Consider the following 23,808-nt stretch of genomic DNA (forward strand, 5'->3'; position numbering starts at 1 on the left):
GGTGGATCAGCCGCTCGGCTTACGGGGATTCACCCTCCGCCATCCGGGCCTCGATATCGGCGATCGCCATCGGCAGGTCGGCGATGGAATCCACCACCAGATGCGCCCCGGCCTCGATGAGCTGCACCGTCGCGCGCTCGCGCATCTCGGCCTTCTGATCCTCGCTGGCCTGCGCCATCTCGGCCTCCGAGAGCCCAGCGATATTGCCCGAGAGCGCGAAGCCCACGGCCCAGGCGCCGGCGTTGCGCGCCTCGCCGATGCCCGGCGGCGTGTCGTCGAACTTCACCACCTCGCTCGCGGGCCAGATGCCCATGGTGGCCATGGCCCACCACATCTGCAGCGGCGCGGGGCGGCCCGCGGCCAGATCGCCCGCGCAGACCATCACCTCCGGCGCGAAGCCCTGCTTTGCGGCCAGCGGCGCCAGGCGCTGCATGATGGGCCGCGTGTAGCCGGTGGTGGAGCCGATGCGGATGCCGCGCCCCGCGCACCAGTCGAGCGAGGCATTGGCCCCCGCGATCAGCGAGGAATGCTCGGGCTTCTCGACAGCCGCGACGTTCAGCGGCTCGAAGACCTCGAAGATCGCGTCGATATCGGCCTCGCCGAAGTCATGGCCGTGCCTCGCCTTCCAGGCCGCGTTGGTGTGCGGCGCGGAGCCGACGAGGCGGATGTGGTCGCGCTTGGCCATGCCCATGGGGCCGCGCGCGTCGTCGATGCTGATCTCGACCCCAAGCCGGCGAAAGGCCTCCTGGAAGGCCGCCATCGGCGCGCGGCTGCCGAAATCGACCACGGTGCCGGCCCAGTCGAGAATGACGGCGCGGATCATGCGGGGAACTCCATACCCATGAGGTCAGTCAGAACTTCCTCCGCCAGCCCGAATGCCGTCGAGGCCCCCGTTCCCGAGGTGACGGAGACGAGGCGCACGCCGGGGCAAGGCGCCTCGAAGAAGGCATCGTCCTCGCCCGAGGGGTAGATGCCGATCCAGCGGTCAATGGTGGGCGGCGGCGGGCCGAGCACCTTCGCGAACTCGTCGAGGATCAATGCGTCCACATGCTCGGGCTGGAAAGGGTCCGGCGTGTCGGCATAGTGGTGGCTGTCGCCGACCACGAGGCTGCCATCGGCGCTCTGCACCACGATCAGGTGCACGCCGTTGTCCAGCGCGTCCCCCTGCTCCGCCCGCAGCCGTTCGCGCAGGGCGGGCAGCGAAGGCGCGCCGTGATAGCCGCGGTAGCGATGCAGGCCGAGGTCGCTCATCACTGGCGCGGGCAGCGTCCAGCCGGGTGCGGCCAGCCGCAGCATGTGCAGCTTGGAGAGCGTGACGCCGCGCGCGGCGAAGCTCTGCGGGAAGAGGGAGACGATGTCCGTCCCCGGGCAGACCACGATGTGCGGCGCCGTCAGCGTGAAGCCGGGCGTGATGACGCGGCCTGTCTCGACGGTCAGGGCGGCCACGCGCGGCAGCAGGGCCACGCCGTGCCGCTCGGCCAGCCAGTTGCGCAGGCGGGGCAGCGCCTCGCGGCTCTCCACGCGGAGCTCATGCGGCGAATGCAGCGCGCCCAGCAGGCCAGGGACCAGCGGCGCCGGGATCTCGCCCGGCTTCAGGATGCGGCAGCCCTCGCCCATCGGGCCGGCCGCGAATTCCTCGATGACCGCCAGCGCCTCCGGGCGGCGCGCGGCCATCAGAAGGCCACGCTGAAGGACGGGGATGCCCGCCTCCTCGCACACCCCGGCCCAGATGTCGCGCGCGCGGCGGGCGCGGCGCCAGGTGTGCGGCGCGCCCTGCCCCGTCACGGTGACGAAGCCGAAATTGCGGATCGAGGCGCCGTTGGGCTGGGCGTCGCGATCCACCACCGCCACGCGCAGCCCGGCCCGCGCCGCCGGCAGGGCATGCGCGAGGCCGACGATGCCGTGGCCGACGACGATCAGGTCGTAAGCGGTCTCCACGCTCAAACGCCGGGCGGGCGCCGGGCGCGCGCGCCGTTCTCGCGCTCCAGCGCGTGGCCGGCGGCCAGCACCAGCCCGTCCTGCCAGGGCTTGCCGATCAGCTGCGCCGCCACCGGCAGCCCGCCCTCGCCGAGGCCGGTGCAGACGGTCATGGCCGGCCAACCGGTGACGTTGCCCGGGAAGGCGAGGCTCGGCTTGTCCAGGCTCACCCAGCGCGGGAAGTTGTCGATGGGCGGCGCCTCGCCCGTCGCGGCCGCCGTCAGCAGCAGGTCGTAGCCCGCCGTCGCCGCCGCCATGCGGGCCACCAGGTCGCGCCGCTTGCGCTGGGCCTGGAGGTAGTCGGCCGAGGTGAGCAGCCCGCCCAGCGCCAGCCGCAGCCGCAGGAACTGGCCGTACTTCATCGGCCGCTCGCGCATCCAGCTCTCATGGATGGCGTAGGCCTCGGCGGAGAGGATGACCCAGCCGACGGCGTTGAACTCGTGCAGGCTCGGCACCGTCACGTCCTCGACGATGGCGCCGAGCTTGCGGAGGATCGCCGCACTCTCCTCGATGCCCTTGAGCGTCGCGGCGGAGACCTGATGCTCCTTCTCGTGGAAGTGGCGGATCACGCCGACGCGGCGCCCGCGCAGATCCTGGTTCAGGTCGAAGCGCGGCGCGGGGCGGTCTGCGCTGCCGGGGTCCGCGGGGTCGTGCCCGGCCATGGCCTCCAGCAGGATGGCGCAATCCTCGGCGGTCCAGGCCAAGGGCCCCGCATGGTCCAGCGTCTGCGCCAGCGGCAGGATGCCGCTGCGCGAGCAGAGCCCGTAGGTCGGCTTGATGCCCGCGAGGCCGCAGAGCGCCGCCGGCCCGCGGATGGAGCCGCCAGTGTCCGAGCCCGTGGCGCCCAGCGCCAACCCGGCCGCGACGGCCGAGCCTGTGCCGGAAGAGGAGCCCGAAGTGAAGCGCGTCGTGTCCCAGGGGTTGCGGGCGGGCGGCCAGGGCAGGTCGAAGCTCGGCCCGCCGAAGGCGAATTCATGGGTGGCGAGCTTGCCCAGCAGCGTCACGCCGGCCTCGCGCCACTTGGTGACGGTGAAGGCGTCCTTCTCCGGCACGTGGTCCTTCAGCTGGGCGGAATGCGCGGTCGTGGCGATGCCGGCGGTCTCGTAGATGTCCTTGTGCGCGATGGGGATGCCGTCGAGCGTGCCCTTCAGCGTGCCCGCCATCTGCCGCGCCTCGGCCGCGCGGGCGTCTTCCAGCGCGCGCTCGGGCGTCACCAGGATGAAGGCGTTCAGCTCGCCGTTGCGCGCGGCGATTCGATCCAGATGCTGCTGCGCGAGCTCGACGGGCGAGATCTTCTTAGCAGCGATAAGCGCCGCGGCCGCCTTGATGGTCGGGATCATTCGGCAGCTCCCACCGCGAAGGTGAAGGCCGGCTCCGCCGTCAGCGTGGGCGACGGGGACCGCAGCAGTTCCAGCATCTCCGCGATTTTCGGCTGGACCTTGCGGATCTCCTCGACCTCCTCCGGAGGCAGCGAGACGCCGATCGCGGCAAGGCGGCGCGCGAACTCTTCGGGCGAAAGCGGTTCGGCCATGAAACGTCCTCAGCAAGGGTGGATAAAAAGAGAGTGCCACGCTTGCGGCCGATGCAAAGCGGGGGCTAGCCTCCCGGCAACAAAAATTCCCGGGAGTGACAGGCGGCATGAAAGTAGGCGACGCGATCGCGGAGATCATGAAGCGCGAGGGCATCGAGGTGCTCACCGGCTATCCGGTGAACCACCTCATCGAGCATTGCGCGGCGATCGACATCCGCCCGGTGATGGTGCGCCAGGAGCGCATCGGCCTCCACATGGCCGATGCGATCAGCCGCGTCACCAGCGCCAAGCAACTGGGCGCCTTCTGCATGCAGCACGGGCCGGGCGCCGAAAACGCCTATGGCGGCGTGGCGCAGTGCTTCGGCGAGAGCATCCCGGTGCTGGTGCTGCCCATGGGCTATCCGCGCCGCATCGCCCACATCCCGCCGAACTACAACAGCTCGGTCCAGATGCGCGGCATCACCAAGTCCGCCGAGCCGATCATGAGCGCGGCGGAGGTGCCGAACATCATGCGCCGCGCCTTCGCGCGCCTGCGGAACGGCCGCGGCGGGCCGGTGGTGGTCGAGATCCCGACCGACATGTTCAACGAGGAGATGCCGGCCGACTGGAGCTACACGCCCGTCGTCGCCACGCGCTCCGGCCCCGATCCGCTCGACGTGAAGCGCGCGGCCGAGATGCTGGCCAACGCACGCCGCCCGGTCATCTACGCCGGCACGGGCGTGCATTGGGCCAAGGCCTGGCCGCAGCTGAAGGAGCTCGCCGAGCTGCTGGCCGCGGCCGTGACCTCGAGCCTCGGCGGCAAGTCCAGCTTCCCCGAGGATCATCCGCTGGCACTCGGCTCGGGCGGCCTCGCCATTCCGAAGCCTGTGCGGCACTTCCTCGACAATGCCGACGTGATCTTCGGCATCGGCTGTTCCTTCACCGAGACGAATTTCGGCGTGAAGATGCCGCCCCGGACGAAGGATGGGGGTCCGAAGATCATCCATTCGACGCTCGATCCGGACCATCTGGAGAAGGACCAGCCCTGCGACATCGGCCTCGTCGGCGATGCCGCCCTGGTGCTGGACGCCCTGCTGGCCGAGCTCAAGGGCATGATCAAGCAGCCGCGCCCGCACAAGCCCGTGCAGGACGAGATCGAGGCCGTGCGCGCGCCCTGGCTCGCCGAATGGGCGCCCAAGCGCGACAGCAACGACGCGCCGCTCAACCCCTATCGTGTGTTGCGCGACCTGTGGCGCACGGTGGATGTGGACAACACCATCATCACCCACGACGCCGGCTCGCCGCGCGACCAGCTCTCGCCCTTCTGGATCTCGCGCACGCCGCTCTCCTATCTCGGCTGGGGGAAGACGACGCAGCTGGGCTACGGCCTCGGACTCGCCATGGGCGCCAAGCTCGCGGCGCCCGACAAGCTCTGCATCAATGTCTGGGGCGATGCGGCCATCGGTTTCACCGGCATGGATTTCGAGACGGCGGTGCGAGAACGCATCCCCATCATGTCGATCCTGCTCAACAACTTCTCCATGGCGATCGAGCTGAAGATCATGAAGCTCAGCACGGAGAAGTTCCGCACGACGGACATCAGCGGCGACTACGCCGCGATGGCCCGCGCCTTCGGCGGCTATGGGGAGCGCGTGGAGAAGCCGGAGGACATCATCCCCGCCATCCAGCGCGGCATCCAGAAGACCAAGGAGGGGATTCCGGTTCTGCTGGAGTTCATCACCTCCAAGGAAACCCAGGTGTCGAGGCTCTGATGGCGACCGTCGAGATCCGCCAGGTCCGCAAGGCCTTCGGCTCCGTCGCCGTGCTCCACGGCGTCTCCGTCGATATCGAGGATGGCGAGTTCGTCGTCCTCGTCGGCCCCTCGGGCTGCGGCAAGTCCACCTTGCTGCGCATGCTGGCGGGGCTGGAGAACATCACGGGCGGGGAAATCGCCATCGGCGGGCGGGTGGTGAACACCGTGCCCCCGAAGGACCGGGACATCGCCATGGTGTTCCAGAACTACGCGCTCTATCCGCACATGACCGTCTTCGACAACATGGCCTTCTCCATGAAGCTGGCGAAGGCCTCGAAGGACGTCATGCAGACGGAGGTGACGCGCGCCGCGAAGATCCTCGGCCTCGAGCAGCTGCTGGACCGCTATCCGCGCCAGCTCTCGGGCGGCCAGCGCCAGCGCGTCGCCATGGGCCGGGCCATCGTGCGCGACCCGCAGGTCTTCCTCTTCGACGAGCCGCTGTCCAACCTCGACGCCAAGCTGCGCGTGCAGATGCGCTCCGAGATCAAGGAACTGCACCAGCGCCTGCGCGTCACCACCGTCTATGTGACGCATGACCAGATCGAGGCCATGACCATGGCCGACAAGATCGTGGTCATGGAGCTCGGCCACATCCGGCAGGCAGGACCGCCGCTGGAGCTCTACGACAGGCCGGCCAATACCTTCGTCGCGGGCTTCATCGGCAGCCCCGCGATGAACCTGCTGGACGGCGAGATCCGCGGCGGCGCCTTCGTCACGCCCGACGGCACCAGCTGGCCGCTCGGCGACCAGGCCCGTCGGGACGGCGCGGCAATCTACGGCATCCGGCCGGAGCATTTCCGCCTCGCCGGCGACGGCATGCCGGCCCGCGTGCAGCTCGTCGAGCCCATGGGCAGCGAGACGCAGGTCGCGATGCGGATCGGCGAGACGCTGGTGAACGGCGTCTTCCGCGAGCGCATCTCCGCCAAGCCGGGCGACACCATGCCCGTCATGCCACAGGCCGCGCAGGCCCATCTCTTCGACAAGGGGACCGGTCAACGCATGTAGCCGGCCTAACAAGAATACAGGGAGGACAAAGAAAAAATGGCATACCTCATCAAGCGCCGCGAACTCGCGGGCCTAGGTGCCGCGACGATGCTCGCCGGCAAGGCCTTCGCGCAGAGCAACATCCCCACCCAGCCGGCCACCGCGCCGCGCCTGCCCATCGAGAGCGGCGCCACGTTGCGCATGCTCCGCCCCGTGCGCTTCGTGCAGCCCGACGAGGAGGTGTTCCGCGCGAACTGCGCGCGCTTCACCCAGCAGACCGGCGTCCAGGTCCGCGTGGACTTCGTGGGCTGGGAGGACATCAACCAGCAGACCGCCGTCACCGGCAACACCGGCGCCGGCCCCGACATGATCATCGGCTTCGGTGACGCACCGCACGTCTATGCCGACAAGCTCGTGGAGCTCACCGACGTCGCCGAGTACATCGGCACCAAATACGGCGGCTGGAAGACGCTGGCGCAGCGCTACGGCAAGCGGCACGGCACCAACAACTGGATCGGCCTGCCCTTCGGCGCCTCCGGCGGCCCGCTGGTCTGGCGGAAGTCGGCGATCAACGAGGCCGGCTTCGAGAAGCCGCCGGAGGATCATGCCAGCTACCTGCGCCTCTGCCAGGCACTGAAGGCCAAGAACAAGCCGGCCGGCTTCGCGCTCGGCAATGCAGTCGGCGACGGCAACGGCTTCGCGAACTGGCTGGTCTGGTCCTTCGGCGGCAAGCTCGTGAACGAGGACGGTTCCCCGGGCATCAACAGCCGCGAGACCATCGCCGCGCTGAACTACCTGAAGGAACTCTACCCGACCTTCATCCCCGGCACGATCGCGTGGAACGACATCAGCAACAACCGCGCCTACGCGTCGAACGAGCTCTTCCTCACGGCGAACGGCGTCTCGCTCTACTTCTCGCTGAAGAACGATCCGGCCACGCGTCCGATCGCCGATGACACCGAGCACACGCTGCTGCCCAAGGGCCTGGCCAGCACCTCGCCGATGGCGGGGCTCACGCTGAACGCCATGGTGTTCAAGCACAGCCGCTACCCGAACGCCGCCAAGGCACTGCTGCAGTTCCTGCTGGAGACGGAGCAGTACGACCCCTGGCTGCAGGCCAACCTCGGCTACTGGGCGCAGCCGCTGAACGCCTATGGCAACAGCGCCGTCTGGAGCAGCGATCCCAAGGTCGCGATCTTCCGCGACACGATGGATAGCGGCTTCTGGAATGGCTACGCCGGCCCGATCACCGAGGGCTCGGCGGCCGCGAATGCGGACTACGTGATGGTGCAGATGTGCGCCTCCGTCGCCTCCGGCCAGGCCACGCCGGAAGCCGCGGCACGCGAAGCCGAACGCCGCGCCGCGCGATTCTTCCGCCGGCGCTAACTCACTCCTCTGACCCGCGCGGCAACCCCTGCCGCGCGGGAACGACTTCCGCGGAGCGCCGAGATGGACGCCACCACCACCCTTCACTGGTCCAAGATGCGGCAGGAACCGAACTGGTTCGCGCGCACGTTCGACAACAAGGCCGTGCTGATCATCGCCTGCCTGTTGCCGGCCGTCGGCTTGCTCACGGTCTTCCTGACATACCCGCTCGGCCTCGGCATCTGGCTGGCCTTCACGGACACCACGATCGGCCGCACCGGCTACTATGTCGGCTTCGAGAACTTCGAGTTCCTCTTCACGGACCCGATCTTCTGGAACGCCGTCTTCTTCAGCGTCTTCTACACGGCGCTGGCGACCGTCGGAAAATTCGGGCTAGGGCTGTGGCTCGCCCTGCTGCTCAACCAGCACATGCCCTTCAAGTCCTTCCTGCGCGCCATCATCCTGCTGCCCTGGATCGTGCCGACCGTTCTTTCCGCCATCGCCTTCTGGTGGATCTACGACCCGCAATTCTCGATCATCAGCTACATCTTCGTGGACGTGCTCGGCTGGCGCGAGACGAACATCAACTTCCTCGGCAGCGAATGGCCGGCGCGCTTCTCGCTCATCGCGGCGAATATCTGGCGCGGCATCCCCTTCGTCGCCATCTCGCTGCTCGCGGGCCTGCAGACCATCTCGCCCTCGCTCTACGAGGCCGCGCTGCTCGACGGCGCCTCCTCCTGGCAGCGCTTCCGCTTCATCACCTTCCCGATGCTGCTGCCCATCCTTGCCATCGTGATGACCTTCTCGATCATCTTCACCTTCACGGACTTCCAGCTCGTCTACGCCATCACGCGCGGCGGGCCGGTGAACTCCACCCACCTTCTCGCCACCCTCGCCTTCCAGCGCGGCATTCCCGGCGGACAGCTGGGCGAAGGCGCGGCCATTGCGGTGTCGATGATCCCCTTCCTCATCTTCGCGACGCTCTTCAGCTACTTCGCCCTCGCCCGCCGCAAGTGGCAGCAGGGAGAAGGCAATGACTGACGGCGAGAGCCCCGGCGAGGTGGGGTGCGCAATTGGCCAGGACCACGCGAGGGGCACGGCGCAAGCTCATCGCCCCTCGGTGGCGCGTTGCCTCTCTTCCACTTCCCCACAATCGGTTTCCAACGGCCTCTCGGCCTTTGATGGGGGGCGCGGGGGGCAAGGCCCCCTGCATCGCGCCCTTCCCATTCACGCGCCCCACTCAGCGAGGATCACACCATGAGCAATGCCTCCACGGCTGCCCCGGAGACGATGCATTGGGACAGCCGGGCGCGGCGGATGGTGGTCCTCTGGATCCCGCTCGCCTGTTTCCTGCTGATCCTGCTGTTCCCGTTCTATTGGATGACGGTGACGGCCTTCAAACCGGATGCGGAGCTGTACGACTTCTCCACGCACAACCCTTTCTGGATTTCGTCGCCGACCTTGCAGCACATCCGCAAGCTGCTCTTCGAGACGTCCTATCCGCACTGGCTGACGACCACGATGCTGGTCTCGATCGGGGCCACGACGCTCTCGCTGTTCTCCAGCACGCTGGCGGCCTACGCGATCCAGCGGCTGCGGTTCAGGGGCAGCCAGTATGTGGGGCTCGCGATCTACCTGGCCTATCTGGTGCCGCCGTCGATCCTGTTCATCCCGCTGGCGACGATGGTGGTGCAGCTCGGCCTCTTCGACAGCCCCTTCGCGCTGGTGCTGGTCTACCCGACCTTCCTGGTGCCTTTCTGCACCTGGCTGCTGATCGGCTACTTCAAGTCGATTCCTTATGAGCTTGAGGAATGCGCGCTGATCGACGGCGCGACGCGCCTGCAGATCCTGCGGCAGATCACGCTGCCGCTGGCGGTTCCGGGTCTGATCAGCGCGGGCATCTTCTCCTTCACGCTGAGCTGGAACGAGTTCATCTATGCCCTCGCCTTCATCCAGAGCAGCGAGAACAAGACGGTTCCGGTCGCGATCCTGACAGAGCTGGTGACGGGCGATGTCTACCAGTGGGGCGCGCTGATGGCGGGCTCGCTGATGGGCTCTCTGCCGGTCGCGATCTTCTACTCCTTCTTCGTGGACTACTACGTCAGCAGCCTGACCGGCGCGGTGAAGGAATAACGCCGAACGGCCTCGCCGTGAGCGATCTCGCGGCGAGGCTACGGCACCCGCGGCCCGCGCCGTGGCCGGGCCACCGAGGCGCAAGAGCCATTTGCATCATTGTTAACGATGTGGATACGATACACGCGGAAGTTGTATCGCATGGAGCTTCGGTTGCAGTGCCTCTGGCTGGTCGGCCTTACCGAAGGCGCGACTTCGACATCCGCGATCCGCGCGGCAGCATGCTCTTCGGGCCGGGGATCAGTAGGTCTGGCGCTGCGCCGTGGCCAGATGCGCCGCCCCGTTGCGGCGCGTGCGCTCGGCGAGGTTGTCATTGCAGCTGTAGCTGTCGAACAGCGTGCTGTCCGGGTTGGTCACTTCCATCTTCGCCCGCACGCGGCAGACAAGGCGCTGGGTAGAGGCCGGGCTGCCACCGTGCCAGCGCCGCAGCGCCTCCGGCCAGCTTCCGGTCTCGGCGGCCCAGCGCGCCATCATGCCGCCGGCCCAGTCGGCCGAGGCCATGGGGTCGAGCGGCCAGGTGGAGTTGCGCGCATGAACGCGGGCATTCACCTGCACGCAACCGGCCATGATGCTGCGGCCCGAGGGCGCCGAGGTGTACAGGGCCCGCGCGGCCTCTTCCGTCTGCGGGAAGTGGGCGCGGCCCCCGATGGACAGCGCGTAGGCGTGAAGCCCGCTCTCAGCCAGCGCGATGGCGGTCAGCAGTCCGCGCGGCAGACCGTGGATTTCCTCGGCACGCCGGGTCGCGGCCAGGCAGGCGGCCCGGGGATCGGAGGGCAGGCTGGCCCGCATGTCCTGCGACAGGACGGGGATGAGGTCCTGCGAGCTATCGCGCAGGCGCGGCTCGCGCCCTGCGGAGGAACGGTGGGCGACGTGCTGGCGGCCGTTCCCGCTGCGGCTCGTCCGGGCGGAAGCCGTCGCGCGGCGCGGCTGGGCCGGCGTGCTGGCCCGGACGGGAGCCGGGGCGGCACGCCGCTGCTGCGTGGCGGCCGGGCGCGTGTCGGCAGCCCAGGACAGGCTGGGCGTCAGGAAGCTGGCGGCGCTCAGGAAACAAGCCGTGAGTGCGCTGAAGGCCAGACGCCGAAGCCCCATCCGCCGGCGGAGCCGCCGCATGCCGGATTTTCCGGCAGCGTGGGCCAGGCGGTTGTGCCGGGGCGCGGGGACAGGCGATGCCCTCCCCGTCAGGCCAATCTCGGTCAACATGCAACACGCGGTAGCATGGCGTGAATGTCATAGGCAACCCTGCCCTGGCATGGAGGGTTCCCCCCGCAGGCCGATGATGGCCGGATGGCGGCGATGGAGGTCGCGATGATCACGCGGCGCAGGATGCTCACGGTTGCGGCAGGAATGTGGCCGACGGCTTCCATCGCGGAAACGCCCCCGCGCGCCGTGACGCTCGTCGTACCGTTTTCGGCGGGTGGCGCGGCGGACCTGGCCGCACGGAATTTCGCGCAGCACGCGCCCCGCCACATGGCCACGGCCAGCTCCGCGATCGTCGTCGATAACCGCACTGGCGCATCCGGCGCGGTAGGCACGCAGTTCGTGGCGCGCGCGCAGCCCGATGGGCACACGCTGCTGCTCGCCCGCGTCGGTTCCTCGGCGATCCTGCCCGCGACCGACGCGCGCACCCCCTATTCGGTGGACGACTTCACCTGGATCGGGCTGCTCGAGGAAAATCCCTACGTCGTCTGCGTGCGCGCCGATGCGCCGTGGCGCGATCTCGATGCGCTGCTGGCCGCGATCCGCGACAAGCCCGGAGAGATGAACTTCGCCACCAGCGGACCCGCGACGGTGCTCGATCTCGGCATCCGCCACATGCTCTCGAGCGCGGGCCTGCCGATCGACGCGGCGCAGGCCGTGCCGTTTCGTGGCGGCGGCGATGCGCTGCTGGCCCTGCTCGGCAGCCAGGTGCAGTTCGTCGGCAACAATCTCGGCGACATGATCGGCGCGATCCGGCAGCGCCAGGTACGGGCGCTTTTCGTCGCGACCGGCGCGCGGCTGCCCGAACTTCCCGGCGTGCCCACGGCGACCGAGGCCCGGCTGCCCGAGATGTCCGCGATCTCGGGATGGAGCGCGCTGGCCGCGCCGGCGCGCCTCTCGGAGGAAAGCCGTGCTTTCTGGGGCCGCGTGCTTCTGGCCGTGGGGGATGATCCGGGATGGCTCCGGACCACGCGCGCCCTCGGCAGCGTGCCCCGCGTGACCGGCGGCGAGGAAGCGCGGGACTATGTCGTGGCGCAGATCGCGCTCTACCGGGAACTGGCGCGCCGGCTCAATCTCGGCTGATTCCCGGGGCTTGACGTAGGCGCGACCTGACCTCCCGACCGACCGGTTGACTGATCGGCCCGTCGCGGCGAGGCTGCGGGCGCCGCAGCATGTCGTAGCGGCCCGCAGATCCCGGGAGGATGCGATGTTCGCCAGGAAAGGGCAGCGACGCCCATGAAGAATCCCGCCTATATCGTCGGCGCTTTCGAGCACCCGACGCGCAAGGCCGAAGACAAGTCCACTGCGCAGCTGCACGCCGAGGTCGCCTACGGCGCGCTGCAGGACGCCGGCCTCAAGGCCTCCGACATCGACGGCTATTTCTGCGCGGGTGACGCTCCCGGCATGGGCGGCCTGTCGATGCTCGACTACATGGGCCTCAACAAGATCCGCCACTACGACACGACCGAGAGCGGCGGCTCCTCCTACGTGATCCACGTCGGCCACGCGGTCGAGGCGATCATCCAGGGCAAGTGCAACGTCGCGCTCATCACGCTCGCGGGCCGTCCGCGCGCCGAGGGCATGCAGACCGGCACGGCCGTTCGCAGCTCCGGCGCCGGCGTGCCGGACGAGAGCTTCGAGCTCCCCTACGCGCGCACCATCGCGACGATGCACGCGAACGTCGCGATGCGCCACATGTACGAGTTCGGCACGACGTCCGAGCAGCTGGCCTGGGTCAAGGTCGCGGCCTCGACGCACGCGCAGTACAACCCGCACGCGATGCTGCCCAAGGTCGTCACCGTCGAGGACGTGGTGAACTCGCCGATGGTGGCGGACCCGCTGCACCGCCTCGACTGCTGCGTCATCTCCGATGGCGGCGGCGCGCTGATCGTGGCCCGTCCCGAGATCGCGAAGTCGCTGAACCGGCCGAAGGTCGGCGTGAAGGGCTGGGGCGAGGCCTACAAGCATCAGAACGCCGGCGGCATCGACCTCACCTACTCCGCCGCGAAGTTCTCGGGCCCGATGGCCTTCGAGAAGGCGGGCGTGAAGCCGTCCGACATCAAGTACGCGTCGATCTACGACAGCTTCACCATCTCGGTGATCGTGCAGCTCGAGGATCTCGGCTTCTGCGAGAAGGGCAAGGCGGGCGCCTTCGTGCAGGATGGCGGGCTGATCTCCGGCGTCGGCAAGCTGCCGTTCAACACGGATGGCGGCGGTCTCTGCAACAACCACCCGGCCAACCGCGGCGGCATGACCAAGGTCATCGAGGCCGTGCGCCAGGCGCGTGGCGAGGCGCATCCGAAGGTGCAGGTCCCGAACCCCGACCTCGTCCTCGCCAACGGCAAGGGCGGCAACCTCGGCACGCGGCATGGCTGCGGCACCGTCATCCTGGAGCGGGAGTAATCACCATGGCGACGCAAGCCTTCGACCGCCTGCCTCAGGCTCCCTCCGAGAGCCCGGACAACAAGGTCTATTTCGACGGTTGCCGCGCGGGGAAGATCATCCTCGGCAAGTGCAAGGACACGGGGAAGCTGTTCCACTACCCGCGCCACGTCTCGCCCTTCACGCTGTCCAACAACGTGGAGTTCGTCGAGGCCAAGGGCACGGGCGTGATCTACAGCTACAGCGTGGCCCGCGGGAAGGAGCCCTTCTGCGTGGCCTACGTCACGCTGGATGAGGGCCCCACCATGCTCACCAACATCATCGAGTGCGACCTCGATGCGCTGAAGGTCGGGCAGAAGGTGAAGGTGAAGTTCAAGGGCAGCGACGGCGGCGCCCCGGTGCCGATGTTCGTCCTGGCCTGACGCCATCGCGGCCCGGCGGCGGTCCCCTGTGGGGGCTGCCGCCGGGTTTTTTTGCGCCCTGAGCGCAGCTCCATGAATTCGACTGCATCGAGGTGAGAGCATGGCCCTGGCCGTGAACGAGACCTATTTCCGCGACAGCCGCCTTCGCATGGAAGCCGAGGGCTACCAGTTCGGCGCCGACGGAAATCCCGCCCTGGCGGCCGACGGGATGCCGGACCGAAATGGCGGGCTGGTCGCCATGCGGCGGGTCGAGTTGGCGCAGGACAACTGGATGTTCCGCATCGCCAGCCAGAAGGACCTGAAGTACGGCGGCCTGCCCAATCTGCTGAACTCGCCCTGGTGGATGGAGGAGGACCGCATGCGCCTGCTGCTGGACCGCGCGCGCACGGCGGGCGTCGGCCTCAGCGAGATGGGGCGCCGCCAGCTGGCCCTGCCCGTCGCGCCGGGCTGGACCGATGCCGACATCATCGTGAGCGTGCGGATCCGGCCCGGCATCGTGATCGCCGCGCTGGCGGGACGGGGCCGCACGGCGGCAGCCGGCGGCGACCGGCGCATCGTGGCGCCCGAGGCGCCGCATCTCTTCATGGACCAGCTCTACCTGCCCGGCCTCGGCAAGCCCGGCGGCGACCGCGCCAAGGGCATGGCCAACGCCAATGCCTGGTTCGATACTGCGACGGCCAAGAGCTATGATCCGATGGCGCGGGGCTACAACCCGCGCTGACAGCGAACGAGAGCACCATGAAGATCCCTCCCCTGCCCTTCACCGTCACCGACTGGAGCCAGGTGCCCCGCACCGAGCACCCGGGTGAGACGGGCATGGGCTACTGGCGGACCTTCAACATCGGCGACATCCGCATCCGCCTGGTCGAGTACGGCCCGGGCTACCTGGCCGATCACTGGTGCGATCGCGGCCATATCATCTACGTGCTGGAAGGCGAGCTGGATTCCGAGCTGAAGGACGGCCGGAAGAACAAGCTCACGGCCGGCATGAGCTACCAGGTCTCGGATTTCGGCGATTCGCCGCACCGCTCCTCGACGCAGACGGGCGCCAAGCTCTTCATCGTGGACTGATGGCCCAGAACGTCTACGACAACCCGGAGTTCCTCGCGGGATACCAGAACCTTCCGCGCTCGCGCGAAGGCCTGGCCGGTGCGCCGGAATGGCCCTCGCTCCGCGCGATGCTGCCGCCGCTCGCGGGCGCCCGCGTGCTCGACCTCGGCTGCGGCTTCGGCTGGTTCGCGCGCTTCGCGCGGGAGCAGGGAGCATCCCATGTGCTGGGCCTCGACGTGTCGGAGCGCATGCTGGCGCGCGCGGCGGAGATGACGCGGGATGACGCGATCGAGTACCGCCGCGCCGACCTCGATGCGGCAGGGTTCCCCGAAAGCGCCTTCGACCTCGTCTTCAGCTCGCTGGCGCTGCACTACATCGTGGATCTCGGCGCCCTCATTGGCCGCATCGCGCGCGCGCTGAAGCCCGGCGGCGCAATGGTCGTCTCGATGGAGCACCCGGTCTTCCAGGCACCGCCCCGCAAGGAGTGGGCGGAGCACGAGGGCCGGCGCATCTGGCCGCTGCAGGATTACTTCCGCGAGGGGCCGCGCCTCACCGACTGGTTCGTGCCGGATGTCCAGATGCATCACCGCACCATGGGCACCATCCTCCGCTACATCCTCGGCGCCGGCCTTGCGCTCACGCATCTCGAGGAATGGTGCCCCGACGCCGCGCAGATCGCCCTTCATCCCGAGTGGGAGAAGGAGCTCGACCGGCCGATATTCCTGCTACTGGCGGCTCGCAAGCCTTAATCCGCCTGGATATTCCCGCGGCGGATCACCTCGCCCCACTTCTCGTTCTCCGAGCGCAGGAAGGCGCCGAATTCCTCCCGGCTATTGCCGCCAGGGATCGCGCCCTGGTCATGCAGCGCCCGCGCGATCTCGGGGTCGCGCAGCGCACCCGCGACGGCGGCGTGCAGCGTGGTCAGGATCGGCTCCGGCACGCGGGCGGGTGCCACGAAACCGTGCCAATTGCTCGCATCCACACTCGGCAAGCCGAGTTCCGCCATGGTCGGCACGTCGGGAATCCAGGAGAGCCTCTGCGGCGCGCCGACCGCCAGCGCGCGCAGGGCGCCGCCGCGGATCTGGCCCAGCAAGACAGGCAGGTCCGCGAAGCCCAGCTGGACCTCGCCCTGCACGATCGCGGTCGCGAGCAGCCCGCCGCTGCGATAGGAGATGTGGGTGATGTCGATCCCGGCCGCCGCGCGTAGTTGCTCGGCCGCGAGATGCGGCATGCTGCCCGGCCCCGTGCTGCCGAAGTTGAGCTGCCCCGGGCGCGCCTTCGCCGCCGCCACCAGCTCGGCCAGCGTGCGGTAGGGCAGCGCCACCGGCACCACCAGCGGCTCGGGCACCAGCACGCCGAGCGTCACGGGCGCGAAGTCGCGCATCGGATCGTAAGGCGTGCCGCGCCCGAGGCGCGGCGAGATGGCGAGCCCGCCCGCGCTGCCCAGGCCGAAGACGTAGCCATCGGGCGCCGCACGCGCGACGGCCTCCATCCCCGTGATGCCGCCGCCGCCCGCGCGATTATCCACCACCACCGGCTGCCCCAGGGTGGCCGAGATGCGCGGCGACAGCACGCGCGCCACGATGTCGCTCGGCCCGCCCGGCGCGAAGGGAACGACCAGGCGGATGGGCCGCGAGGGCCAGGCTTCCTGTGCCATGGCGGGTGCGGCCGCGAACAGAATCAGGGCGAGGATGGCTCGCAGCATTCCGGTGTCTCCTCCACCGGCTTCATGCGGCCGGCCATGGGTGCCAGTATCCGCCAAGGGCCCGTTGGCCGGAAGGGGAAACGTTATGAGGATTGCGAAGGTCGAGAGCCGCATCTACCGCAGCAGCTTCACCTATGGTGCTGGCGAAAGCGGTGTCGGCGGCAATCTGCATCTGCGCGGAATGGACACGCTGCTCGTGCGGATCGAGACCGAGGACGGGCTGCATGGCTGGGGCGAGGGCTTCGGCTTCAACCTGGTGGACACCACGAAGGACGCGCTGGACCGCCTGCTCGCCCCCGCCTGCATCGGGCAGGACGCGACGGATATCGCGGGGCTCGGCCTCATGCTCGCGCGGCGCTTCCACAATTTCGGCCGCAACGGCCCCGTGACCTTCGCGCTCTCCGGCATCGACATCGCGTTGTGGGACCTGAAGGCGAAGCGCGAGGGCAAGCCGCTGCACGCGCTGCTCGGCACCGCCGCGCGGACGCGCGTGCCCGCCTATGCGAGCCTGCTGCGCTACGGCGTGCCGGAAGACGTGGCGCGCAACGTGCGCGAGGCCGTCTCGCGCGGCTACCGGCAGATCAAGCTGCACGAGGTGGACCTCGCCTGCATCCGCGCCGCGCGCGAGGCGGCGCCCGCCGAGATCCCGCTGATGCTCGACATCAACTGCGCCTGGCTTTCCGTGCGCGACGCGCGCGACTTCTGCCGCGCGGTCGAGGGCATGAACATCCGCTGGGTCGAGGAGCCAACTTGGCCGCCCGAGGATTTCGCCGCCACCGCCGCCGTGCGCCGGGCCGCGCGCTGCGGGATATCGGCCGGGGAGAATGCCGGCGGCCCGCAGGATTTCGCGAACCTCTTCGCGGCCGAGGCGGTGGATGTGGCCCAGCCCTCGGTGACGAAGGTCGGCGGCCTCACGGCACTCATGCAGGTCGCGGAGATGGCGGCGGAGGCGGATGTGGAGCTGGTGCCCCATTGCCCGTATTTCGGCCCCGGCCTGCTCGCCTCGCTGCACGTGCTGGCCGCGGCCGAGCGCGAGCAGCCGATCGAGATCTACTACGCCGATCTCGCCTCCGCGCCCTATGGCCACGCGCTGGACGTGAAGGACGGCTTCATCGCCGTCCCCACGGGTCCGGGCCTCGGGCTGGAGCCGGTGGGCTGAAGAGCCGCTGATTCACCGCCTCGGCGACGCGCCGAGGCGGATCGGGGCTAGCCGATCCCCGGCAGCCGGTAGAAGCGCGTCGCGCTGCGCCAGAAGAGATCGGCCTTCTCGTCCTGGCTGGCGCCAGCGGCCAGGCGCTTGAAGGCGTTCCAGCCCGCCGCATAGCCGAAGCCGCCCTTGTCCACGGGGAAGTTGCTCTCGAACATGCAGCGGCTGGTGCCGAAGAGCTCGATGCAGCGCTCCATCCAGGGGCGCCAGTGCTGGGCCAGTACCTCCGAGGACGGCGCGCGCTCGCCCTGCTCCAGCCCGAAGCCTGGCAGCCGCATGCCGAGGCCGCCGAGCTTCACCATCACGTTCGGGCAGGTCGCGAGTTCCTTCATCGCGGCAGACCAGAGGCCGAACACCTCTTCCCTTTTCCCCGCGAAACGCCCGATGCCCAGGATACCGCCGCAATGGTCCAGCACGATCGGCGTCCCCGGGAACGCGCGCGCGAGCGCCGTCAGCCGCGGGATCTGCGGGAAGTAGAGCCAGGCGTCGAAGGACATGCCGAGCTTGCCCAGATGCGCGAAGCCCGCGCGGAAATCGGCGCTGTCCAGCATGTCCTCGGAGGGCTGGTAGGCCGGGTTGAGCAGGTTCGGGTCGGCATCCCAGGTCGCGATGTGGCGGATGCCGCGGAAGCGGCCGCCGCCCGCGCGCTCATGCGCCTCCAGCACCGGACGCACCGCATCGCCGAGGCGCATGTTGGCATAGCCCACGATCCCCGCGCAGACGCGGACATCGCCGTAGATCCCGCTCTCGCACATGGCGGCGACGCCGTTGGCGAACTCCGTCTCGCCCACGGGCTGCATTGCCTCGGGGCCGCCGGCGCGGTGCATCGCGCGGGCCTGGACCAGCACGGTGGCGCGCACGTCATGGCCCGTGCGGATATCGGCCAGGATCTCGTCCAAGAGGTAGCGCCAGCCCGGCCGGTCCCAGAGGTGATGATGCGGATCGACGATGAGCTGGCCGGGATCGAGGATCTCCTCCCGGTTGGTGGCGAGCCAGTCCTCGCGGACGGGCAGGTAGTGCTGGTGCGTGGACTGGTTCATCGCTTCCCCGGACGTTCGTTCCTTATGAGGACAGCCTAGCGCCGGTTGCGGGCTGCCGCGAAGCACCTCAATCTCGCCGGCAAGGAACGGAGGGAACCCATGGAAGCGCGCTTCAAGGACAAGGTCGTGCTCATCACCGGCGCGGGCTCGGTCGGGCCCGGCTGGGGCAATGGCCGCGCGGCCGCCGTGGGCTTCGCGCGCGAGGGCGCGACCGTCGTGGGCGCGGACCGCGAGCTGGCCCCCATGGACGAGACGGCCGAGCGCATCGGCGAGTTCGGCGGGCGCTTCCATCCCGTCACCTGCAACGTCACCGACAACGCCGCCGTCGCGGCGATGGTCGCGGATGCGCACAAGCGCTTCGGCCGCATCGATGTGCTGGTGAACAATGTCGGCGGCTCGGCCGCCGGCGGGCCGGTGGAGATGAGCGAGGAAGTCTGGGACGTCCAGATCGACACCAACCTCAAGAGCGTCTTCCTCACCTGCAAGCACGTGATCCCGATCATGGAAGCGCAGGGCAAGGGCGCGATCGTCAACTTGGCCTCGACCTCCGGCATCCGCTTCACGGGCTCGGCGCAGGTGGCCTATGCGGCGGCCAAGGCGGCGGTGATCCAGTTCTCGAAGGTCGTCGCCGTGCAGTACGCCGCGCGCGGCATCCGCGTGAACACCGTGGTTCCGGGGCAGATGCACACGCCGATGGTGGAGGTGCGCCTCGCCGGCCAGCGCACGGGCGGCGATGTGGACGCGCTGATCAAGCAGCGGCTCTCGCGCATTCCCATGGGCTGGGCGGGCGATGGGCGCGACACGGCGAATGCGGTGATGTTCCTCGCCTCCGACGAGGCACGCTTCATCACGGGAACGGAGCTCGTGGTGGATGGCGGCATGTCGATCCGCTGCGGTTGACGCGCGACAAACGAGACGCAACCCAGGATCGAACTGCGACAAGGCCTGTCCATAAGCCTCCCACCGCGCCGGACCGGCGTGGATCAAACGGGAGAATGAACATGATCGCCAAGATCCTCGGCAGCACCGCTGCCCTCGTCACCGTCGCCATGCTGGCGAGCCCGGCCCAGGCCGTGCTCTCGGCCAATGGGGGCGGCCCCAACGGCATGAGCATCAACGGCCACCAGCTCAACGACGTGACCTCGAACGCGCTGACCGACAACGGCATGCGAATGAACGCATTGCACGTGAACGGCACGGAGGCGCGCGCCGTCAGCCTCGGCATCACGGCGATCGAGCTGCCCACGGGCGAGCGCCTGGCGGCTCGCTGAAGGATGCGCCGCCTTCTGCCGATCCTGCTGCTGGCTCTCTCCAGTAGCCTCGCCGCGGCACAGCCCCGCCTGACGAGCGTGACGGCCGAAGGCGGCGACATTCGCGCGGAGCTCTCCGACGGCCGCGTCCTGCGGGGCGCGGACCTTATCGGCGCCGTCCTTCACCTGGGCGGCGCCGCACTGCGCATCGACAGCGCCCGGCGCGACGAGGCCGTCCCCTATGCCGGGCCCGGTCCCGTGCGCGACGTCTGGCTCTTCGGAGTCTCCGCGCGCGGCGAAGGCGGCGCCTGGGGCGATTTCTGCCGGCCCGATCCCCAGGGCGAGCGGCTGGCCCTGGTCTATCCCGGAGAGGGCGGCGCGCTGAACATCACCTGCTCGGGCGGCTCGGTGGGAAAGTGCATCCGCTTCGGCTACCGGCCTTGGGCCTCGCTGCCCGATGGTCGCCCGCTCGCGCCCTATCACGCCGCCTGCAACAACCTGGTCCGCGCGGCCTATGGCGGCGGCGAGCATGGCTGGACGCGCGACGGCATGCTCATCGACATCTACGACCATGTCGGCATCCAGTCGCCCGGCGACGATCCGACGACCAGCTTCGAGGCGGGCTGGACGCCGCAGGGCGCCGTCTGCATCGCCCATACCCGCGTGCCGGAGAACGGCTCGGTCGCCGATGTGGCGCGCGAGGTCCCCGCGCTGGCGGGGCGCACCGGCCCGGCCGGTTGCGACGAGGCGCGCGCCGCCGCGCTGGGCGCGCTGCTCTTCAACCGCTCCGTGCGGCAGTAGGGCCGTGGCCGTGAAGCTACTGGCCCGTCCCGAAGAGGCGATGCAGGACCCGGTCGCCCACGCGCAGGTTCAGCCGCTCCGCCGTGCCGCCCTGCACCTCCAGCGTCGCGCGCACGGGGCCGCGGCTGTCGATGGTGGCGAGGCTCTGCGGCACCGCGCGCTCGTGGATGCGGTGGATGCGGCCGTCGGCCGTGATGAAGATCATGTCGAGCGGGATGAGCGTGTTGCGCATCCACATGCTGCTCTCGCGCGCCACGCCCCAGTCGAAGAGCATGCCGTCGTCCGGCGCCATGCTGGTGCGGAACATCATGCCGACCATCTGCTGGTCCGGCTGCAGCGCCATCTCGGTGTTGAAGCTGTGGCGCGTCCCGTCGCGGCCAACGATGACCAGCGTCTCGATGGGCAGCTTTGGCTGCGGCTGGTTCACGCCTGGCTGCGCCCTGGCGCCGAAGGGCAGCAGGAGGGAGCCGAGGAGCAGGTGGCGTCGCTTCATTCCGGCATCATGCCACAGCTCCGAGGGGGCTGGGCAGGCCCGCCATCGCGGAAATCTCGGGCCTGACAAGACCTTCACGCGGGGCGTCGGCCAGGGTGGTGGACCAGTGCTCCGGCGGGTTGCGGCCGGCGGCGCGGTTGAAGGTCAGGCCGCGCAGCACGGCCTCGGCGGCGGGCGGCAGGCGGTCGGGGATCGCATGCCCGTTCAGCACGCCCCAGTTCCGCGCCCAGCAGCGCGCGACCGTCCACGGGTTGTAGCCCCCGCCCCCCAGCATCAGGAAGCGCGGCGCCGCCCGGCAGACGGCGCCGACAAATTCGGCATGCGCGTTGTTGGAGAGCGAGAGCCGCGCCAGCGGGTCCTCCTCCAGCGCATCCGCGCCGCATTGGAGCATGATCGCCTCCGGCCGCAGCCGCTCGATCAGCGGCAGCACGACGCCCTGCAGCAGCACGCGCATCTCGCTGTCGTTGAAGCCCTGGGGCACGGCGAGGTTCAGCGCGTGGGGCGAAAGGTGCGTGCCCCCGGTGAAGGGCCAGCGCCCGGCCTCGTGGATCGAGAGGGTGGTGACGCGCGGCTCCTCGGCGAAGGCCATCTCCACCCCGTCGCCATGATGCGCGTCGATGTCGAGGTAGAGGACCCGCTCCAGCCCCTCGTCCAGCCAGGTGAGCAGCCCGAGGACCGCGTCGTTGACGTAGCAGAAGCCGCTGGCCCGCGCCCGCTGGCCGTGATGGGTGCCGCCGCCCGGGACATGGATCGCCCCGCCGTCGCGCGCCGTCAGCCGCGCCGCCAGCATCACCCCGCCCGCGCTGGTCGCCGGGCGGCGGAAGACCTCGCGATAGACCGGATTGCCGTTGGCGCCGATGCCGAAGCGCTCCCGGTCCTCGGCCGGCACCTCCTGGCTGGCCTCCGCGCGCCGGAGCGCCGCGAGGTAGTCGGGGTCGTGGAAGCGCTGGAGTTCCTCCACGCTCGCCATGGGGCTGTCGATGTAGCGGTCCTCGTCGAGCCAGCCGAGCGCGCGGATGAGGTCGAGCGTGGTGGAAACGCGCGGAATGGCCAGCGGGTGCTTCGGCCCGTAGGTGGAGCCGCGGTAGATCTCGGACCCGATCAGCAGCGGCCGCAAGAATCGCTCCATGAAGATTCCCACATCCGGCAACCGGCGGCCGGGTCGCGATTTGCAGCGATATGGATGCCAGACACCCCTTCGCAAGCTTAGCCCAGCGCGCCGCCCAGGAGGCAGGCCGCCCCTGGGCCTTCATCGCCGCGCTGGCGGTCGTCGTCGCCTGGGCCGTCAGCGGCCCGATCTTCGACTATAGCGACACCTGGCAGCTGGTCATCAATACGGGAACGACCGTCATCACCTTCCTGATGGTCTTCCTGATCCAGCATGCCCAGAACCGCGATACCCAGGCGATCCAGCTCAAGCTGGACGAGCTGATCCGCGCCACCCAGGGCGCCCACAACCGCTTGATAGCGCTGGAGAATCAGAGCGAGGAGACGCTGGAGGAGGTGAAGAAGGAGCTCGCCGACGCATGCGGCGACGACGAGCCGCCTCCGGTCAGGACCGCTGAGGCATCGCCTCCGGGATGATGGTGCGGATCAGGCTCGCATCCAGCTCCTCGTACTTGTGGTAGCCGATGGTCTCGTAGAGCTCCGCGCGCGTCTGCATGCGGTCCACGGCATTCTGCGCGCCGCCGTCGCGCGCGATCTCGGTGTAGAGCTGCTCCCAGGCCTTGGCCGCGACGCGCAGGTGCGACACGGGCCAGATGACCATGGCGTAGCCGAGCGCCTGAAACTCCTCGGCCGTCAGGAAGGGCGTGCGGCCGAACTCGGTCATGTTGGCCAGCAGCTTCACGCCCGGCATCCGCTTCGCGAATTCCTGGAACATCTCCCGCGTCGTCAGCGCCTCGGGGAAGATCGCGTCGGCGCCGGCGTCGAGGTAGCGCTTGGCGCGGTCCACCGCACCGTCCATCCCCTCGCTCGCCGCCGCATCGGTGCGGGCGATGATGTAGAGGTGGCGGCGCGCCTTCCGCGCGGCGGCGACCTTCGCGCACATCTCGTCGGCCGAAGCGAGCTTCTTGTCGTTCAGATGGCCGCACTTCTTGGGCAGGAGCTGGTCCTCGAGATGGACGGCGCCCGCGCCCGCATCCTCGAAGGAGCGGACCATGTGCATGACGTTCAGCGCCTCGCCATAGCCCGTGTCGCCGTCCACCAGCAGCGGCAGGCCCGTGGCGCGCGAGACCTGGCGGATGAAGAAGCACACATCCTCGATGGTGATCATGCCGAGGTCTGGCAGGCCCATGCTGGCCGACATGGCGGCACCCGAGAGGTACAGCGCCTCGAACCCCTTCTTCTTCGCGAGCAGGCCGGCGAGGCCGAGATGCGCGCCCGGCATGCCCAGGATCTGCGGACGGTCGAGCAGCGCACGGAAGCGGTCGCCCGCGGGCTCGGTCGGGAGGTCGGCGCCGATCACGTAGGTCATGGG

26 protein-coding genes are annotated in these 23,808 nt (G+C 69.3%); 16 read left to right on the forward strand and 10 right to left on the reverse strand.

All coding sequences use genetic code 11. From position 1 onward, the window contains the following. Positions 1 to 19: 19 nt before the first annotated feature. Genes phnX through WJM96_RS10400 form a run of 4 tightly spaced genes read right to left on the reverse strand, consistent with a single transcriptional unit; the run spans position 20 to position 3,508 of the window. The gene (gene phnX, locus WJM96_RS10385) at positions 20 to 823 is read right to left on the reverse strand and encodes a phosphonoacetaldehyde hydrolase (protein WP_424812414.1); all 804 of its coding nucleotides are present in this window, start codon (positions 821 to 823) and stop codon (positions 20 to 22) included. Then, complete coding sequence (locus WJM96_RS10390) at positions 820 to 1,938, reverse strand: TIGR03364 family FAD-dependent oxidoreductase (protein WP_424812415.1); 1,119 nt, start codon at positions 1,936 to 1,938, stop codon at positions 820 to 822. Before WJM96_RS10390 ends, phnX begins: the two co-directional genes overlap by 4 nt. Before the next feature lie 2 nt (positions 1,939 to 1,940). Beyond that, a complete protein-coding gene (locus tag WJM96_RS10395) occupies positions 1,941 to 3,317 on the reverse strand; it encodes an amidase (RefSeq protein WP_424812416.1) in 1,377 nt (458 codons plus the stop codon). Next, the gene (locus WJM96_RS10400) at positions 3,314 to 3,508 is read right to left on the reverse strand and encodes a hypothetical protein (protein ID WP_424812417.1); all 195 of its coding nucleotides are present in this window, start codon (positions 3,506 to 3,508) and stop codon (positions 3,314 to 3,316) included. Before WJM96_RS10400 ends, WJM96_RS10395 begins: the two co-directional genes overlap by 4 nt. A gap of 95 nt (positions 3,509 to 3,603) precedes the next feature. On the opposite strand from WJM96_RS10400, the gene WJM96_RS10405 reads away from it, so the two are divergent. The 5 genes from WJM96_RS10405 to WJM96_RS10425 all read left to right on the forward strand — a co-directional run bounded on the left by WJM96_RS10405 (position 3,604) and on the right by WJM96_RS10425 (position 9,782). Further along, positions 3,604 to 5,259: a thiamine pyrophosphate-requiring protein gene (locus WJM96_RS10405; RefSeq protein WP_424812418.1), complete on the forward strand. Its 1,656-nt coding sequence runs from the start codon at positions 3,604 to 3,606 to the stop codon at positions 5,257 to 5,259. Continuing rightward, entirely contained in the window at positions 5,259 to 6,305 is a 1,047-nt protein-coding gene (locus tag WJM96_RS10410; RefSeq protein ID WP_424812419.1) for an ABC transporter ATP-binding protein, read from the forward strand. Before WJM96_RS10405 ends, WJM96_RS10410 begins: the two co-directional genes overlap by 1 nt. Before the next feature lie 36 nt (positions 6,306 to 6,341). Next, positions 6,342 to 7,670 (forward strand): ABC transporter substrate-binding protein, encoded by a 1,329-nt coding sequence (locus tag WJM96_RS10415; protein ID WP_424812420.1) that lies wholly within the window; start codon positions 6,342 to 6,344, stop codon positions 7,668 to 7,670. A 63-nt stretch (positions 7,671 to 7,733) separates the two neighbouring features. Further along, positions 7,734 to 8,690 (forward strand): carbohydrate ABC transporter permease, encoded by a 957-nt coding sequence (locus tag WJM96_RS10420; protein ID WP_424812421.1) that lies wholly within the window; start codon positions 7,734 to 7,736, stop codon positions 8,688 to 8,690. Between the two features lie 216 nt (positions 8,691 to 8,906). Continuing rightward, positions 8,907 to 9,782, forward strand: a complete 876-nt coding sequence (locus WJM96_RS10425; protein WP_424812422.1) for a carbohydrate ABC transporter permease — start codon at positions 8,907 to 8,909, stop codon at positions 9,780 to 9,782. A gap of 240 nt (positions 9,783 to 10,022) precedes the next feature. Here the strand turns inward: WJM96_RS10425 and WJM96_RS10430 are convergent, their stop codons facing one another. Then, positions 10,023 to 10,892 (reverse strand): hypothetical protein, encoded by an 870-nt coding sequence (locus WJM96_RS10430; protein WP_424812423.1) that lies wholly within the window; start codon positions 10,890 to 10,892, stop codon positions 10,023 to 10,025. A 234-nt stretch (positions 10,893 to 11,126) separates the two neighbouring features. Here WJM96_RS10430 and WJM96_RS10435 point away from each other — a divergent pair, with 234 nt between their 5' ends. From WJM96_RS10435 to WJM96_RS10460, 6 genes are all read left to right on the forward strand, one after another. Continuing rightward, positions 11,127 to 12,062 carry a tripartite tricarboxylate transporter substrate binding protein gene (locus tag WJM96_RS10435; RefSeq protein ID WP_424812424.1) on the forward strand — a complete coding sequence of 312 codons (936 nt, stop codon included), beginning with the start codon at positions 11,127 to 11,129 and terminating at the stop codon, positions 12,060 to 12,062. 153 nt (positions 12,063 to 12,215) lie between these two features. Continuing rightward, on the forward strand, positions 12,216 to 13,382 hold the full coding sequence (locus WJM96_RS10440) for a thiolase domain-containing protein (protein WP_424812425.1): 1,167 nt from the start codon (positions 12,216 to 12,218) through the stop codon (positions 13,380 to 13,382). A gap of 5 nt (positions 13,383 to 13,387) precedes the next feature. Continuing rightward, complete coding sequence (locus WJM96_RS10445; RefSeq protein ID WP_424812426.1) at positions 13,388 to 13,783, forward strand: Zn-ribbon domain-containing OB-fold protein; 396 nt, start codon at positions 13,388 to 13,390, stop codon at positions 13,781 to 13,783. A 100-nt stretch (positions 13,784 to 13,883) separates the two neighbouring features. Continuing rightward, positions 13,884 to 14,504 carry a hypothetical protein gene (locus WJM96_RS10450; RefSeq protein WP_424812427.1) on the forward strand — a complete coding sequence of 207 codons (621 nt, stop codon included), beginning with the start codon at positions 13,884 to 13,886 and terminating at the stop codon, positions 14,502 to 14,504. Between the two features lie 17 nt (positions 14,505 to 14,521). Next, positions 14,522 to 14,854, forward strand: a complete 333-nt coding sequence (locus tag WJM96_RS10455) for a DHCW motif cupin fold protein (protein ID WP_424812428.1) — start codon at positions 14,522 to 14,524, stop codon at positions 14,852 to 14,854. Next, the gene (locus WJM96_RS10460) at positions 14,854 to 15,582 is read left to right on the forward strand and encodes a class I SAM-dependent methyltransferase (protein WP_424812429.1); all 729 of its coding nucleotides are present in this window, start codon (positions 14,854 to 14,856) and stop codon (positions 15,580 to 15,582) included. The genes WJM96_RS10455 and WJM96_RS10460 overlap by 1 nt, the downstream gene beginning before the upstream one ends. Here the strand turns inward: WJM96_RS10460 and WJM96_RS10465 are convergent. Further along, entirely contained in the window at positions 15,579 to 16,538 is a 960-nt protein-coding gene (locus tag WJM96_RS10465; protein ID WP_424812430.1) for a Bug family tripartite tricarboxylate transporter substrate binding protein, read from the reverse strand. The two genes, WJM96_RS10460 and WJM96_RS10465, sit on opposite strands and share 4 nt — an antisense overlap. An 85-nt stretch (positions 16,539 to 16,623) precedes the next feature. Here WJM96_RS10465 and WJM96_RS10470 point away from each other — a divergent pair, with 85 nt between their 5' ends. Then, the gene (locus WJM96_RS10470; protein ID WP_424812431.1) at positions 16,624 to 17,697 is read left to right on the forward strand and encodes a mandelate racemase/muconate lactonizing enzyme family protein; all 1,074 of its coding nucleotides are present in this window, start codon (positions 16,624 to 16,626) and stop codon (positions 17,695 to 17,697) included. Positions 17,698 to 17,744: 47 nt separating this feature from the next. Here the strand turns inward: WJM96_RS10470 and WJM96_RS10475 are convergent, their stop codons facing one another. Continuing rightward, entirely contained in the window at positions 17,745 to 18,785 is a 1,041-nt protein-coding gene (locus tag WJM96_RS10475) for an amidohydrolase family protein (protein WP_424812432.1), read from the reverse strand. Positions 18,786 to 18,884: 99 nt separating this feature from the next. On the opposite strand from WJM96_RS10475, the gene WJM96_RS10480 reads away from it, so the two are divergent. The 3 genes from WJM96_RS10480 (at position 18,885) to WJM96_RS10490 (ending at position 20,836) form a co-directional block, all read left to right on the forward strand. Next, a complete protein-coding gene (locus WJM96_RS10480; RefSeq protein WP_424812433.1) occupies positions 18,885 to 19,685 on the forward strand; it encodes an SDR family NAD(P)-dependent oxidoreductase in 801 nt (266 codons plus the stop codon). Between the two features lie 101 nt (positions 19,686 to 19,786). Then, on the forward strand, positions 19,787 to 20,056 hold the full coding sequence (locus tag WJM96_RS10485) for a hypothetical protein (RefSeq protein ID WP_424812434.1): 270 nt from the start codon (positions 19,787 to 19,789) through the stop codon (positions 20,054 to 20,056). Between the two features lie 3 nt (positions 20,057 to 20,059). Further along, on the forward strand, positions 20,060 to 20,836 hold the full coding sequence (locus tag WJM96_RS10490; RefSeq protein ID WP_424812435.1) for an ADYC domain-containing protein: 777 nt from the start codon (positions 20,060 to 20,062) through the stop codon (positions 20,834 to 20,836). A gap of 16 nt (positions 20,837 to 20,852) precedes the next feature. Here the strand turns inward: WJM96_RS10490 and WJM96_RS10495 are convergent, their stop codons facing one another. Together WJM96_RS10495 and WJM96_RS10500 are read right to left on the reverse strand one after the other, a co-directional pair. Next, positions 20,853 to 21,329, reverse strand: coding sequence for a DUF192 domain-containing protein (locus WJM96_RS10495; RefSeq protein WP_424812436.1), 477 nt, complete (start codon positions 21,327 to 21,329; stop codon positions 20,853 to 20,855). A gap of 7 nt (positions 21,330 to 21,336) precedes the next feature. After that, positions 21,337 to 22,458, reverse strand: coding sequence for an acetoin utilization protein AcuC (locus WJM96_RS10500; protein ID WP_424812437.1), 1,122 nt, complete (start codon positions 22,456 to 22,458; stop codon positions 21,337 to 21,339). A 50-nt stretch (positions 22,459 to 22,508) separates the two neighbouring features. On the opposite strand from WJM96_RS10500, the gene WJM96_RS10505 reads away from it, so the two are divergent. Next, positions 22,509 to 22,913, forward strand: a complete 405-nt coding sequence (locus tag WJM96_RS10505; RefSeq protein ID WP_424812438.1) for a low affinity iron permease family protein — start codon at positions 22,509 to 22,511, stop codon at positions 22,911 to 22,913. Here WJM96_RS10505 and prpB read toward each other — a convergent pair. Next, positions 22,882 to 23,805, reverse strand: coding sequence for a methylisocitrate lyase (prpB, locus tag WJM96_RS10510; RefSeq protein WP_424812439.1), 924 nt, complete (start codon positions 23,803 to 23,805; stop codon positions 22,882 to 22,884). The genes WJM96_RS10505 and prpB overlap by 32 nt on opposite strands. Positions 23,806 to 23,808: the final 3 nt, after the last annotated feature.

This window comes from Roseococcus sp. YIM B11640, assembly GCF_049727625.1.
Classification (GTDB): Bacteria; Pseudomonadota; Alphaproteobacteria; order Acetobacterales; family Acetobacteraceae; genus Roseococcus.

Bases quoted from the DNA above. Each gene is read 5' to 3' on its own strand.
- WJM96_RS10470 (WP_424812431.1), top strand. From the start codon at position 16,624: ATGAGGATTGCGAAGGTCGAGAGCCGCATCTACCGCAGCAGCTTCACC.
- WJM96_RS10395 (WP_424812416.1), bottom strand. From the start codon at position 3,317: ATGATCCCGACCATCAAGGCGGCCGCGGCGCTTATCGCTGCTAAGAAG.
- WJM96_RS10455 (WP_424812428.1), top strand. From the start codon at position 14,522: ATGAAGATCCCTCCCCTGCCCTTCACCGTCACCGACTGGAGCCAGGTG.
- WJM96_RS10435 (WP_424812424.1), top strand. From the start codon at position 11,127: ATGTGGCCGACGGCTTCCATCGCGGAAACGCCCCCGCGCGCCGTGACG.
- WJM96_RS10490 (WP_424812435.1), top strand. From the start codon at position 20,060: ATGCGCCGCCTTCTGCCGATCCTGCTGCTGGCTCTCTCCAGTAGCCTC.
- WJM96_RS10420 (WP_424812421.1), top strand. From the start codon at position 7,734: ATGGACGCCACCACCACCCTTCACTGGTCCAAGATGCGGCAGGAACCG.
- WJM96_RS10480 (WP_424812433.1), top strand. From the start codon at position 18,885: ATGGAAGCGCGCTTCAAGGACAAGGTCGTGCTCATCACCGGCGCGGGC.
- WJM96_RS10495 (WP_424812436.1), bottom strand. From the start codon at position 21,329: ATGAAGCGACGCCACCTGCTCCTCGGCTCCCTCCTGCTGCCCTTCGGC.
- phnX (WP_424812414.1), bottom strand. From the start codon at position 823: ATGATCCGCGCCGTCATTCTCGACTGGGCCGGCACCGTGGTCGATTTC.
- WJM96_RS10445 (WP_424812426.1), top strand. From the start codon at position 13,388: ATGGCGACGCAAGCCTTCGACCGCCTGCCTCAGGCTCCCTCCGAGAGC.
- WJM96_RS10465 (WP_424812430.1), bottom strand. From the start codon at position 16,538: ATGCTGCGAGCCATCCTCGCCCTGATTCTGTTCGCGGCCGCACCCGCC.
- WJM96_RS10430 (WP_424812423.1), bottom strand. From the start codon at position 10,892: ATGCGGCGGCTCCGCCGGCGGATGGGGCTTCGGCGTCTGGCCTTCAGC.
- WJM96_RS10410 (WP_424812419.1), top strand. From the start codon at position 5,259: ATGGCGACCGTCGAGATCCGCCAGGTCCGCAAGGCCTTCGGCTCCGTC.
- WJM96_RS10440 (WP_424812425.1), top strand. From the start codon at position 12,216: ATGAAGAATCCCGCCTATATCGTCGGCGCTTTCGAGCACCCGACGCGC.
- WJM96_RS10425 (WP_424812422.1), top strand. From the start codon at position 8,907: ATGAGCAATGCCTCCACGGCTGCCCCGGAGACGATGCATTGGGACAGC.
- WJM96_RS10415 (WP_424812420.1), top strand. From the start codon at position 6,342: ATGGCATACCTCATCAAGCGCCGCGAACTCGCGGGCCTAGGTGCCGCG.
- WJM96_RS10505 (WP_424812438.1), top strand. From the start codon at position 22,509: ATGGATGCCAGACACCCCTTCGCAAGCTTAGCCCAGCGCGCCGCCCAG.
- WJM96_RS10400 (WP_424812417.1), bottom strand. From the start codon at position 3,508: ATGGCCGAACCGCTTTCGCCCGAAGAGTTCGCGCGCCGCCTTGCCGCG.
- WJM96_RS10450 (WP_424812427.1), top strand. From the start codon at position 13,884: ATGGCCCTGGCCGTGAACGAGACCTATTTCCGCGACAGCCGCCTTCGC.
- WJM96_RS10475 (WP_424812432.1), bottom strand. From the start codon at position 18,785: ATGAACCAGTCCACGCACCAGCACTACCTGCCCGTCCGCGAGGACTGG.
- WJM96_RS10500 (WP_424812437.1), bottom strand. From the start codon at position 22,458: ATGGAGCGATTCTTGCGGCCGCTGCTGATCGGGTCCGAGATCTACCGC.
- prpB (WP_424812439.1), bottom strand. From the start codon at position 23,805: ATGACCTACGTGATCGGCGCCGACCTCCCGACCGAGCCCGCGGGCGAC.
- WJM96_RS10485 (WP_424812434.1), top strand. From the start codon at position 19,787: ATGATCGCCAAGATCCTCGGCAGCACCGCTGCCCTCGTCACCGTCGCC.
- WJM96_RS10460 (WP_424812429.1), top strand. From the start codon at position 14,854: ATGGCCCAGAACGTCTACGACAACCCGGAGTTCCTCGCGGGATACCAG.